Source organism: Wolbachia endosymbiont (group A) of Sphaerophoria taeniata, from assembly GCF_947250735.1.
In the GTDB taxonomy this organism is placed as follows: Bacteria; Pseudomonadota; Alphaproteobacteria; order Rickettsiales; family Anaplasmataceae; genus Wolbachia.
This window is the reverse complement of the sequence record NZ_OX366344.1, coordinates 381,826-394,778: the sequence shown is the minus strand read 5'-3', so window position 1 is coordinate 394,778 and position 12,953 is coordinate 381,826. Positions and strand designations below refer to the sequence as shown.

Here is a 12,953-nt window from a genome sequence, read left to right as displayed (position 1 = left end):
CATGGAAGTAGCTGACACTGGAATTCAGAAAAAAGGATGATGTCATTCCAGTCTGGAATCCAGCCTTTCCATAATCATCAAAACGTTGTATTTTAACATAAAACAGCTATTTTTATACTTAATAAAATTCCTGGATCCCAGTGTCAAGCACTGGGATGACACCCTTCTGGTAGACAATGTTCGTACAGTTGTGGATTCATTCGCGGTATAAATTCCGCTAAATAGTAGCGGAATGACGGTTTTTCAAATTGTAGGTAAACCTAAGCCACTTTAGCTATAACATCTTTAGCAATGTCTTCATAAATCTCTGCCAAATCTTCACTTAGCATTAAAGGATTTCCACAATCAGAAGCATGACATATTTGTGGATCCAGAGGAATCCTGCCTAGGAGTTTGATGCTCAGCTCCTCAGACATTCTTTTTGCGCCGTCTTTTCCAAATATGTATATTTCTGAGTCATTTTGAATGAAATAACTCATATTTTCCACAATTCCAATAACCGGTACGCTGAGCTTTTTAAGCATATCGTAAATTTTGCGAGCATCGATTAAAGAGAGCTCCTGTGGAGTTGAAACTATTATCGCCCCGGTTAAGTTAAAATTTTCCATAAGACTTAAATGCACATCGCCAGTTCCAGGTGGTGTATCAACTATCAAATACTCTATATCGGACCATTTTGTTCCCATGAGCAGATTATAAAGTGCTTTTGTGATCATAGGTCCGCGCCATATTGCTGCACGATCCTTGTCAACAAAATAGCCGATTGAAATAGTATGCAGTCCATACCTTTCTATAGGTATTGCTTTTCCACCCTGTATTTCTGGCTTTAATTTTTCAGTGCTAAGCATTTTAGGAATTGAAGGACCATATATATCTGCATCAACCAGCGCAACTCTATGTTTCAACTTTGCTAATGAGAGAGCAAGATTTAGCGCAACTGTGGACTTGCCCACACCGCCTTTACCAGAGGCCACAACGATTATATTTTTCACTCCTTCGATATGTAATTTAGCTTTTTGTTGCCCAGTTTGTTTTTGACAAGTAGCAACCACGATCACTTTTGTCACCCCCAGTATAGCTTTAACAGCTTGCTCACAATTTCTTCTTAATTCTTCGTTTGCTTGCGTGTTACCGGCAACTTCAAGCGCAAAACCAATGTCCCCGCCTTTAATAATGATTGAGGATATTATGCCAAGAGCGATCACATCTTTACCGCTTTTTTGCTCTATGACTTTTTTTAAGTTCTCTCTTACAATTTCTTCGTTGATCATTAGACCTCTTACATAGCAGATCCCAGTGCGGAACATTTGTTTCGGAAACAGTATGTTAAATGTTATAGCAGGTTTTGCCTAGAACACAAGCCAAGTACTGGTTCACTTTATGACAGTATCATGAAAGTAGCCTCTTTCTTGTCATCCAAGTAGCCCCTTCTTGTATCTTGTCAAAAGCATCTAATGTTTTAAGCTTAAGCATTAGGTGGAGAAGGGAGGAACTCTGTGCTTCTTCTTAGATATAAAATCTGTAGAGGAGATAAGAATTCCCTTCTCAAAAGTATAGGCTGGACGGTATCGTAGAAAGACCTGAATGGTTCTAATTCTGTATTCACAAGACTAGCCTTACTTTTCATTTTTAATGGTAACGTATGGGGTTATATATGATCAACAACTTTTTGGGCATAGATATATCAAAAGATCGCTTTGATGTTTTTCTCTCATTTATAAGCAAAAAAGGAAAGCGTGAAATTAGAAAAAGAAGCTTTAAGAACGATGATCATGGGTTTCAAAGTCTACTGAATTTTCTACACAAACATAATGTAGAAAAAGTAAAAACCTGCATGGAATCTACTGGTTGTTATAGCGAAGCACTGGCTGAATTTCTACACAATGCTGGACATTTTGTAAGTGTTGTAAATCCTTATTGCATAAAATCTTATGCAAGGAGTAAGCTGATACGACAAAAGAATGATCAGACCGATGCAGAAGTTATTGCTGATTATTGCCAAAGACAGGAACCTTCTAGTTGGACACCACCTTCTCCTGAAATGAAAAAATTAAAACATCTTTATCGTTGCTCAGTTGCGTTAAAAGATGAGTTAACATTAGTAAATAACCACTTAGAAAAAAAAGAGAGACTGCCTAAAGAAGTTGCAAATGCTTGGGAAGACCTTGCAATGAATATAGCTCAAAAAATAGAAACAATAAAAAACTCCGTACGTGAACTATTAAATCAACACAAAGAATTGTTGGAAAATTTTCAACTTCTATTGACTATTCCAGGCATAGGAGAAGAATCAGCAATAGCTATTTTAGCTGAAGTTTCTGATATAGAGGTTTTTAGAGATGCCAGGCAATTGGCAGCATATACAGGAGTTATACCACGAAATATGACGTCAGGTTCCTCTGTATATGCCAAACCCAGATTAAGTAAATCCGGTTCACAAACATTACGTAAGGCACTTTTCTTTCCTGCCATAGTAGCTAAGAATCACAATCCTATCATTATGAGCTTTTGCCAAAGATTAAAGGAAAAGGGTAAGCATAATATGGCCATCGTTGGTGCTGCAATGCGTAAGCTACTCCATATCATTTTCGGTATTCTGACATCCAAAAGTGCTTTTGATCCTAACCATATCAAAAACTACAGGGCTAGGAGGTTGACTGAAGGTTTAGTACTTTAAAATCAAAAATGCTTCCTATCTATCTTATGTAAAGTGGTATCTTACACAAATTTATTGAATGTTGTTGGTTAGTGGATATGTTGATAAGTAAACTTCATCTGTTTTGTGCGTATAAAACTAATTTACTTATCAACATATCCACTAACTATAATCTGTGTACTGTTACACAATTGGAAGTATTTTTTGATTTTATGATGCAACTTGGGAAATTTTTATAATTTTTTTGTTGACTAACAAGACGGTATCTCCTGTCATCCCAGTGCGTGACACTGGGATGGCTTTGTTGCATCACACTTTATGAGATGGTGATTTATGGTAAATTCATGTAACTATCTCAAATTTAGCCATACCAATATCAGTGAATTTATTAAGCAAATAGCATTTGATTAGCAGTTCTTTTTCTCGATTTATCTCAGATTTATTCCTAAAACTAAATCCGAATATTTGCTTTAATCTTGAGAAAAACCCTTCAATATAAGATCTTTTCCCATAATTTACTTCTTTTTTCCATTCTTTCATGCCATCTTAACCGTATAATTTTATTAACCTAATAGCAGCATTCCTGTCAGACATATAATCTATTTCTGGATGTTCTGCCGCATTGTTTATTGGTGGAATTTTTGTCTTTATATCATATTCGTTACACAACTTATAAAACTTGTGCCTATCACATGCCCTATCTGCATATAGTACTTTTATGGCATGCTGAAAATCAACTTCTTTTAGCAAATCACAAGCTCCATAGTGATCAGAGTAGACACCGTTACTGTATTTTACAGCTATGGCTTTTTTGTTGTTTATATTCAACATTACGTGCAATTTTCTCGTTTGCTCATAGCCACGATATTTTCTGTCAGTGCTATTTTCCTTGCTGTGTGTTGTTGTATATACTAATTCCTGTACTGTCTATAGCAATTTCGATATCTTCCATATTATTTTTATCAATTCTGCAATCATTTATCTTAATATTAAGTTTCTTTTGATGCTTGTGAATAGCTGATAACTGCCAAATCTCTTCCTATTTGTTGCAAATACCCTTTTATAAACCCGACTGTTTGTCTTAAACCAATTCTAAAGAAACTGACGATTATATGCACCAAAATCACAACTTTATCACTATAAATATAGTTGCCGCCCTGCATTTTTGGACAATTCTCGTACCAATTTTCTATGGCGTCATTGATATAACAAAAAATGCTTCCTCTTTCTTGGAGAAATTTGTTATATTCATGGCAGTTACTGACTCTCATTTTTTGTGGCATATTTTTTCTTCAACAGTTAAATGGCTATTTATAATGAATTTTGTCAGTAACTGCCAGTTCTTTTCACTTGAGCGATGCAACAAAGCCATCCCAGTGTCACGCACTGGGATGACACCCTACTAGCAGAAGTTACTCTCAAATGTTTGTTCATGTTGCTATAAATATTAAGAAATTTACCAAGTGAAAAAAAAGGCAAAAGAAGCCCCATGGTTGGCTAATTACTTACATTATACTTTCAAGTATGGCGTTTTTTTATTCTAAACGTTTAATAACCGCGATTCAGTTGCTTTTTAGCCGCAACTAATCTAAATTATAAACATTAAGAAATTTACTAAGCAGAAAAAAAGGCAAAAGAAACCCCGTGTTAGCTAGTTGTCACTCTCTAATCCTGCAAATTGGCGTACTATACTGTCTTAAACGACTTATAAGCGCGTTTCAGCTTGTGTAGGTAAAAACCCAGAAATGTTGTGAAGACATAAGGTGCACATAGTGCGAAAAATTAAAAATAAGACGCCAAGTACGTTGTTTTTTTTGCTGTTTAATCTGCACAGATGAAGATAACTGAATACCTTCAGTACCATGATAAGGGGGCTGGCGAAGGGTGTCAAGGAATTTTTATGCAAGAGATCCCATAAATTGGGTGTCATAATATGGCGGCTACATTAATTTTGGCGTGCGTGACCTTGAAAGATTGCAGTGCAATACTTAGATTATTAGGGTAGTAGGCAAATAATGGAGCTCAAAATGCATAACGTACAAGAAACTGAAAATTTAAAATTTGACGCTGAAGTAGGGAAAGTACTGAATATAGTGATTCATTCACTTTATACTAATAAGGACATTTTTCTGCGTGAGTTAATATCAAATGCATCGGATGCATGTGATAAATTGCGCTATGAATCTCAATCTAATTCAAATTTGCTAGATTCAAGTGATGAGTTAAAAATCACTATTAGCTCCAATAAAGATAAGAACGAGCTATATATCACTGATAATGGCATCGGAATGAACAGACAAGATTTAATAGATAACCTTGGTACAATTGCAAGCTCTGGTACGCAAAAGTTCTTAGATGCGATTAAAAATAGCAAGGATTCAAGCCAAGCTGTGGAGCTGATTGGGAAGTTTGGTGTTGGTTTTTACTCAAGCTTTATGGTTGCATCAGAAGTAATAGTAGAATCAAGAAAAGCTGGAGAGGAGGAGTCTTGGGTCTGGAAATCCAAGGGAGATGGAGAGTATTCGATAAGTAAACTAGATAATCAAATTTCTCGTGGAACTAAAATTACACTCATTATGCGTCCTGAAGAGAATGAGTTTTTAGATAAATTTCGTGTTGAAAACATTGTCACTACTTACTCTGATCACATAAATTTTCCTGTTGAATTCATAAATGAAGAAGGAAAAAGTGAAAAGTTAAACAGTAAGGCTGCAATTTGGACTAAGCCAAAAAATGATGTTACTCAAGAGGAACACAATGATTTTTTCCGCAGTGTTGCTCACGTTGGAGGGGAGCCTTGGATGATATTGCATAATAAAAATGAAGGTGCAATAGAATATACAAATTTGCTTTATGTTCCTTCCATTAAACCTTTTGATTTATTCCATCCAGATAGACGTTGCTCTGTGAAGTTATATGTAAACAAGGTATTTATTACTGAAGATAACGTACAGATCATACCACAATACTTGCGTTTTCTGAAAGGTATTGTTGATTCACCGGACTTGCCTCTTAACATCAGCAGAGAAACGCTGCAGAATAATCGTGTTGTTGAGCAAATCAGAAAATCCTTAACTAAACGCGCGATATCAGAGCTTGGTAAAAAGGCAAAAGAGAATTTAGAGGAATATACAAAATTCTGGACCAATTTTGGTGCAGTATTAAAAGAGGGTCTTTGTGAAGCTATGCCAACTGATGAGAGAGAGGCACTGCTCTCGATTTGCAGATTTCATAGCACTGGTGATGAGAAATTAGTCAGCATTGATGACTATATAAGCAGAATGAAGCCTGAGCAGGAGCATATCTATTATCTCACCGGAAATAGCCTCGATTCAGTGAAAAACAGTCCGCAACTTGAGGGATTCGTCAGTAAAGGACTAGAAGTGCTCCTATTTGTTGATCCAGTTGATGATTTCTGGACTAGCGTGATTCATGAATATAAAGATCAAAAATTTAAGTCTGTGACCCGCGCTGATGTTGATTTGGAAAAATTCTCTTCAGAAGAAGATAAAAAAGATGAGGAAAATAAGCAAGATGAAGAAAAGACTGAAGAAAATATGGACTCTATACTGCAATATTTCACCAAGGTTCTTGGCAATTCAGTGAAAAGCGTAAAAATCTCAAAAAAACTGACTGACAGTCCTGTGTGTTTAGCGGTTGATGAAGGAGCTATGGATCTTCGCATGGAGCGTTTTTTGCGTGAACAAAAGCAGCTAAATTACCGCACGCCAAAGGTACTGGAAATTAACACTAAGCATCCTGTAATAAAAAGCATAATGAAATCTCACGCTGAAAATGGTGAAAACCCAACATTGGAAGACATGATTCATTTATTATTTTACCAAGCTTGCATCGTGGAAGGTGAAGAGATGGATGATGTAAGTCTGTTTGCTAAGAGAGTTAATAATTTGCTTGGCAAGATTTCTGTTTAATGCTATACTTGGCTTAGCTATTAATTAGGGGTAAAACATGGGATGGAATTTATTTGGTGGGCTTATGCCACCAACAGCAAATCATACAGAAGAAAAGGAGCGCCGCCATTCTGGAGATTCAGGTATTGAAGGAGAAGAAGAGTCTGAAATTTCAGGTGATAGAAGTCAACCCGAGGATAAACTTCAATGTAGTAGCTTTGAGAATGGTTATGAAATTATCGAGGTTAGTGATCTAGACAAAATACAAATTGCAGGGTTTAGTAAACAGGAATTATTAGAGGTGTGTAATTTCTGTAAGATCAGCTATGGTAATAACGACGAAAAGTTAGATAGCAGATATAAAACTAAAGCTGAACTCATTAACGAAGGTTATGGTATTATTCCATTTTATTATAAGAAAAATGGAACGCCTGTTGGTTTTGTTTTTACAAAAGATAAAGAAATAACCATAGCCTATCGTGGTACTAAAGGCCTTGATGATGTGATGACTGATGTAAGCGCAGCATTTACTCAAGAATTTTTACCTGAAGGTGGGAAAATGCATAGTGGTTTTTATAATGCATTTTATGATTTGTTGCCTAGTCTTGATAAAGTATTAAGCGATTACATTGAAAAGCAAGAATCAGAAATCAAAGACTTTAGAATTAATAGTACGGGCCATAGTATGGGAGCCGCTCTTGCTACTATAACTGCTTTATATCTTAAGAAAGTAAAGAGTGCTGAACATGTTCGTGTTGCAACTTTTGGTTCTCCGAGGGTTTTTGACTCCCGTGGTGCTGAAATTTATGAAAGGCTTCTTGGAGAAAATACCATTAGAGTAACTAATTTATCAGATCCAATACCCATGTTCCCAACCGGCTCTATGGGCTTTAAACATGTAGGTGAACCATTAAAAACAAAAACAGGTAACTTGATAGTAAACTGCCTTGTGACAGACCTCCATATAGTAGGAAAGTATTATCATGAAACAGACACCTATTATGGTTGCATTCAAGATATGAAACCAGAAGATTTTCAATCAGATAGTAATAGATCTAGATACTATTACTTTTCTTATGTAGCTGCAGTTCCTTATTATATAATCACTACAGCTTTAACTACACCTTATTATCTTTTTCGCAATGCTATTTCAAACACGGAACAACGCTATTTTGAAAGAGAAATGGAGTTTGCTGATTTAATAAGCCATAAAAATGCTATGGTCAGTGAAGATCCTTTAATAATGTCTCATATAGAGTGTAACATTAATGGAAGAGGCGAAGTGCCTCTTTATATTAACAATAATGGAAACAGTATGGAGTTAAGGCAGTTGTGTGGAACTGAAAATATGTCTGTTAGATTTCTTAGTTCAATTGGTGATAATCTAGTAGCAGGTGGTAGTTTAGCAATGAGATCTACCTGCAGTAATAGTGAATTGAGTCAACAACCACAAGAAAATATTGTGGACAAACGAGAAAATATTATGAATAATGAAAAGGCTTCAATAGAAGAAACTATAGGTAATGATTATAGGAGGAGTAAAATGCCTAAAAGTAAAAAAGATGGAAAGCAGAAATTAGATCAGCGATTGTTGGATGCTATCCACAATCCTGAGGATATGGAGAATTACCTAGAAAAGAATGGTATAAAAGATGAACTTACTTTGAAGAGTATCCTAGAGAGAGTAAATACTAAAATTCAAGAGAAGGAGAAGACTAACAGTCTAGGTTCTGTTAAGAAGGAAAAAAGCATTGCTCAGAAAGAAAAACTCTTAAAAACTAGAGATTTGCTTACAGAAAGGATCAAAAGCATTGGAATTGATGCTAAGGCTGCTGCATCATCAGTAAATGATGTTAGCGCTACTGCAAGTAATCAAGTAACTCCTGTTAGTGAGGATGTTTTGACATCTAGAAGTGATGAAGAAGAGTCTGTAGTAATTACACAAGGCAGTCAAAATGATGGTGAACATGATAAAGCCGTGCCTGAAGAGCACCAAGATGATGCGCTAGAAAAAGATTTAATAGATTTTTCAAGTAATGATGACAATAGTCTTCTAGGAGATCCAGTACCTACATCAACTAACGAAATCCCTGAACAAGAAGGTGGTACTCAAACTACCACCAAGCAGCCAGAAGATAACACGCATTCTCCTCAATCTATTAGGGTACAAGGTAGTTTTTGCTATACTCCATTGAAAGTTGCGCATGAAAGAAATATTACTTTCAAAACAAGAAATGCACAGAATTTGCAATCTGCAGTTTTAAGTAGTCAACAGCTTGCTTCCCGCAATACCATTGGAATTTTCAACAAGCATGGTAGAGAGGATTTTACTCCGCTTACACTTAAGCTTACGGTACAGGAGTTTCTTAACAATGGAATATCGGAAATCCAACTTCCTGCCCCTAATGGTTTCATTACCTTTAATTTGAATGTGATCAACGAAGAAAGTCCAGAAGGATTGCAAAATATAGTAAAAGTACTTACAGATTTGTATAAGAATGGTGCACTTAATGATAGAACTCGCAATGCTATTGGCACCGGGGAAGATGTAGCAGTGCTAACACCGAACCCAACACCGAATCCAATTCCAACACCTACGCCGGTGCCAACGCCGAACCTAACACCAACACCGAATCCAATTCCAATACCTACGCCGGCGCCAACACCACAACCAACACCGGCACTGAAGCCAACACTAATACCTTCAGTAGCTAACAACAAATTTAAGCAGGTGAATGATACTAAAACCAATGGCAAGCTGCCTAATAATCCAGGAAATGGAAGTATTACTGCAACACAAAATACGCAAAAGAGTAAGTGTCCTACCGTAGCTACATGGACGTTCGCAGTAGCTGGAATACTTGCAGGGGCTGCTGCACCTGCTGCATATTTTGCTTTTAGTGTTAGCTTACTGACAACAGGAATAATAGCAGGTGTTGCAGCTTGTTGTCTTATTGTAGCTATAGTTACCTACTGCTATAGGCCTAAAACCTTAATTGAAAACGATAAGGTCGAAAAGGTTGATGATGATATGCAAAAAAGTACACCTTGCTGTAGCTGACGATGAATAAATATAGTAGTCTATCGTTTAATAATTTATTATAATTGTATTAATTATTAGTGAATAAAAACTTGGTAAACTACGAAGAAATATTCTTAAATAAAATCAAAGATATAAAAGATGAGGGGCGCTACCGTGAATTTACGCACTTTGCGTCATTGCCAGGTAGGCTCCCCCACATTATGGACTATGAAAGAAATAGGGAAGTAATAGTCTGGTGCAGTAATAACTATTTAGGAATGTCACAAAATGAGAAAGTTATTGCCGCTATTCAAAATTCATCAATTGGTGCGGGGGGAACAAGAAATATATCTGGTACAACAAAAGAGGTTGTCGAACTGGAAAAATCCTTAGCTTGTTTGCATAAAAAAGAGGCTGCTTTAACTTTTGCTTGTGGCTACCTTGCTAACCAGACAACACTTAGCACTTTATCGTCTATTATTCCAAATGTAGTAATTTTTTCAGACGAGAAGAACCATTCTTCAATGATAGAAGGCATAAAATCAGGAAAAAGACCAAAACATATATTTAAACACAATGATGTTGATCACTTAGAGCAGTTGTTAAAGTCCGTAGACACAAAAACACCAAAGATAATAGCACTTGAATCCGTATATTCAATGGATGGCGATATAGCGCCGCTTGAAGCGATATGCGATCTTGCAGATCAACATAATGCAATCACCTATTTGGACGAGGTGCACGCAGTTGGCATGTATGGTTCACATGGTGGCGGAATTGCAGAAAGAGAAGGCCTGATGGATAGAATAACCGTCATTCAAGGTACACTATCGAAGGCTTTTGGAGTGATGGGTGGGTATATAGCGTCTTCAAAGAGCTTGGTAGATGTAATAAGAAGTTCCGCTCCAGGATTTATTTTCACCACTGCTATGTCGCCTGTTTTAGCAGCGGCAGCAAAGGCAAGCGTTGAACACCTAAAATCGAGCAACATTGAAAGGGAAAAGCAAAAGCAAGTCGTTGAAAAAGTAAAAAACTCACTGAGAAATACAGGAATTAACTTCATTCCAACAGAAACTCATATAATTCCAATAATAATTGGCGACCCAGAGTTATCCAAAGGAGTATCAAAATTATTATTTGATGAGCATGGAATATACGTTCAACATATAAATTATCCAACAGTGCCAAGAGGAACTGAGCGTTTCCGTATTACCCCTACACCTTATCATACTGATGAAATGATAGAACATTTAACAGAATCTCTTGTAAAAGTTTTTGAGAAGTTGTCTATCTCTGTAGCCTGTTTATGCTATAGCTAGTACAGCCCTACGTCATACCGCGATTTATTCGCGGTATCTCAGCATGGATTCCGCTAACAAGTAGCGGAATGACGAGTTTTACGCTTATCAAATTGTAGGTAAACATAAATTACTTTAGCTATAGTTTTATATCTCCAGCAATGATTAGCCCGTTGTCTTCCGTTAGCCTTCCACCGCTTTCTTGCAGAAAAAGTCTACCGAGCAAGGCTTTATATTTGTTAACTCCAGAGTAAACTGCTCCTCTGTGCCTTCCTGCTGCAAGGTACGCAAAGCCTAAAATTGTTGAACCGATGGAGCGTACATTACTATTGCCAGGCAGCAATTTATTTAATAAATTACCACTTACATCTATTAGACCCCCTTCACGGCTTTTCACCCGCATTTTTATATGACGAGATCTAAAATCCTCAAGAAAAGCACCTTTCTTTTCTTCTGCCCAAAAAGTTTCTCTAAGAGCCGGAGCATCAATTACAGCTGCCACAACTTTATTTTTATGAATGAGACAGACTGATACTGCAAAATAAACCATGCAACTAGAAAAGTTCTCCCTGCCCTCTATAGGCATAATAAACCAAGTGTAACCGTTATCTTTTATTTCTTGGTCAGTATCATCTTCGGAAATAAACCCATAGTCTCGTTTGTAGTCGTGCAAGCAATCGTATATGGTTTGCTTGGATTTTGAATAAGTTTTATTAATGAAGTCTGCTGATTTAACATTAGAAATTTGCAATTCATTAAAATCGCGCATAAGCTGCCTGGAAGCACTACGCACAGAATCAAGCATCACATTAATTCGTGGTGATGAGATGGACATTCTTCCTTTTACTCTTTCACTCTTTCATAATAGCTGTCATCTGGAGTATATACTACAATTTTATCCTCTTCTTTTATAAACTGAGGCACGTTAACGCGCATTCCATTTTCTAAAATTGCAGGCTTATAAGAAGCAGTAGCAGTTTGTACTTTAATAACAGACTCTGTTTCTTTCACAGCAAGTGTAACATAATCAGGTACATGCGCAGAAATTATTTTGTCTTGATAAGTTACTATTTTAACTTTCATATTATCCTGTAGATAAATCTTTTTTTCTCCCAATAAGTCCAAATTTATAGTGATTTGCTCGTAATTACTTGGATGCATAAGATTTACAATGTTTCCTTCAGTGAAAAGGTAAACATACTCCTCTTCATCTAAAATTGCCCTTCTGATTGTTGCATCAGAGCGAAATCTTTCATAGTGTTTTGCTCCTGTTTTAATGTTTTTCATTTCGGCTTGTATGTATGCACCACCTTTACCAGGTTGAGTATGCATAATACCTACAACCAAAAATAATCCGCCGTTATGTTCCAACACCTGACCTGGTCTGATATCGTTAGCTCTTTCTGCCATAATTACATTTTCAGTTCGATCTTACAATTATAAATAGCTTTATATAAATATCAAAGTCTTTATTAGTCAATAAATTCTGGCATATTGAGCACCATATACCTCTCCTTCATGTTTATGTGCGGAAACATTTCTTTGGTAAAAGACAGCATAATGCGTTTTTTTGTGCTGATAACTAAAATTTCTAATATATCCCCTGAGCCGAAATTATATATAGATTTTACATTGCCATATAATTCATTACTTTCCAGCCTTACTTCCATATCTACAAGGTCACTTTGATAAAATTCATTCTCATCATTTAGCTTCGGTAGCTTGCTTCTTTCTATATACAGCTTCTTATTCCTTAAAAGCTCTGCTTCATTACGGGAATTTACTCCGCTGATTGTAGCTATTACTAGATTATCACCTATGACGGATACTAAGTCTATTTTATAATTCTCATCACCACTTATTAGCTCACCATATAAGGAGATATTTTCAGGTTTTTCGGTAAAAGTTTTTAATTTAACAGCTCCTTTAATTCCGTGAGGAGAAGTAATCATTCCGAGGCATACCAGATTGTCGTTCATATTAAGATGATAACTAATGTTGGATTTTTTGTCTATAAGGCATAAAATACCTAAAAATGTTTATTGTAATTCTATCAATACAATGTA

Annotated in this window: 9 protein-coding genes and 1 pseudogene; 4 read left to right on the top strand and 6 right to left on the bottom strand. The window is 36.2% G+C overall.

Going from position 1 to position 12,953, the window contains the following annotated elements:
- Nucleotides 1–260: 260 nt before the first annotated feature.
- Nucleotides 261–1,271 (bottom strand): Mrp/NBP35 family ATP-binding protein, encoded by a 1,011-nt coding sequence (locus OOK84_RS01895; protein ID WP_264732164.1) that lies wholly within the window; start codon nucleotides 1,269–1,271, stop codon nucleotides 261–263.
- 383 nt (nucleotides 1,272–1,654) lie between these two features.
- Here OOK84_RS01895 and OOK84_RS01890 point away from each other — a divergent pair, with 383 nt between their 5' ends.
- The gene (locus OOK84_RS01890) at nucleotides 1,655–2,677 is read left to right on the top strand and encodes an IS110 family RNA-guided transposase (protein ID WP_264731025.1); all 1,023 of its coding nucleotides are present in this window, start codon (nucleotides 1,655–1,657) and stop codon (nucleotides 2,675–2,677) included.
- Nucleotides 2,678–2,998: 321 nt separating this feature from the next.
- Here OOK84_RS01890 and OOK84_RS06830 read toward each other — a convergent pair.
- Both OOK84_RS06830 and OOK84_RS01870 read right to left on the bottom strand, forming a co-directional pair.
- Nucleotides 2,999–3,939 (bottom strand): annotated as a pseudogene (locus OOK84_RS06830) (IS5 family transposase).
- A gap of 43 nt (nucleotides 3,940–3,982) precedes the next feature.
- Entirely contained in the window at nucleotides 3,983–4,135 is a 153-nt protein-coding gene (locus OOK84_RS01870) for a hypothetical protein (protein ID WP_264732162.1), read from the bottom strand.
- A 548-nt stretch (nucleotides 4,136–4,683) separates the two neighbouring features.
- Between OOK84_RS01870 and htpG the strand changes: the two genes are divergently transcribed.
- The 3 genes from htpG (at nucleotide 4,684) to hemA (ending at nucleotide 10,908) form a co-directional block, all read left to right on the top strand.
- Nucleotides 4,684–6,588, top strand: coding sequence for a molecular chaperone HtpG (htpG, locus tag OOK84_RS01865; RefSeq protein ID WP_264732160.1), 1,905 nt, complete (start codon nucleotides 4,684–4,686; stop codon nucleotides 6,586–6,588).
- 37 nt (nucleotides 6,589–6,625) lie between these two features.
- Entirely contained in the window at nucleotides 6,626–9,628 is a 3,003-nt protein-coding gene (locus tag OOK84_RS01860) for a lipase family protein (protein WP_264732158.1), read from the top strand.
- Nucleotides 9,629–9,699: 71 nt separating this feature from the next.
- Nucleotides 9,700–10,908, top strand: a complete 1,209-nt coding sequence (gene hemA / locus OOK84_RS01855) for a 5-aminolevulinate synthase (RefSeq protein WP_264732540.1) — start codon at nucleotides 9,700–9,702, stop codon at nucleotides 10,906–10,908.
- 118 nt (nucleotides 10,909–11,026) lie between these two features.
- On the opposite strand, the gene OOK84_RS01850 is transcribed toward hemA, so the two are convergent.
- The 3 genes from OOK84_RS01850 to rimM form a co-directional block, all read right to left on the bottom strand.
- On the bottom strand, nucleotides 11,027–11,722 hold the full coding sequence (locus tag OOK84_RS01850) for an inositol monophosphatase family protein (RefSeq protein WP_264732157.1): 696 nt from the start codon (nucleotides 11,720–11,722) through the stop codon (nucleotides 11,027–11,029).
- A gap of 8 nt (nucleotides 11,723–11,730) precedes the next feature.
- Nucleotides 11,731–12,297 (bottom strand): elongation factor P, encoded by a 567-nt coding sequence (efp, locus tag OOK84_RS01845; RefSeq protein ID WP_264732155.1) that lies wholly within the window; start codon nucleotides 12,295–12,297, stop codon nucleotides 11,731–11,733.
- 62 nt (nucleotides 12,298–12,359) lie between these two features.
- Nucleotides 12,360–12,866: a ribosome maturation factor RimM gene (gene rimM, locus OOK84_RS01840; protein WP_253307237.1), complete on the bottom strand. Its 507-nt coding sequence runs from the start codon at nucleotides 12,864–12,866 to the stop codon at nucleotides 12,360–12,362.
- Between the last annotated feature and the right edge of the window lie 87 nt (nucleotides 12,867–12,953).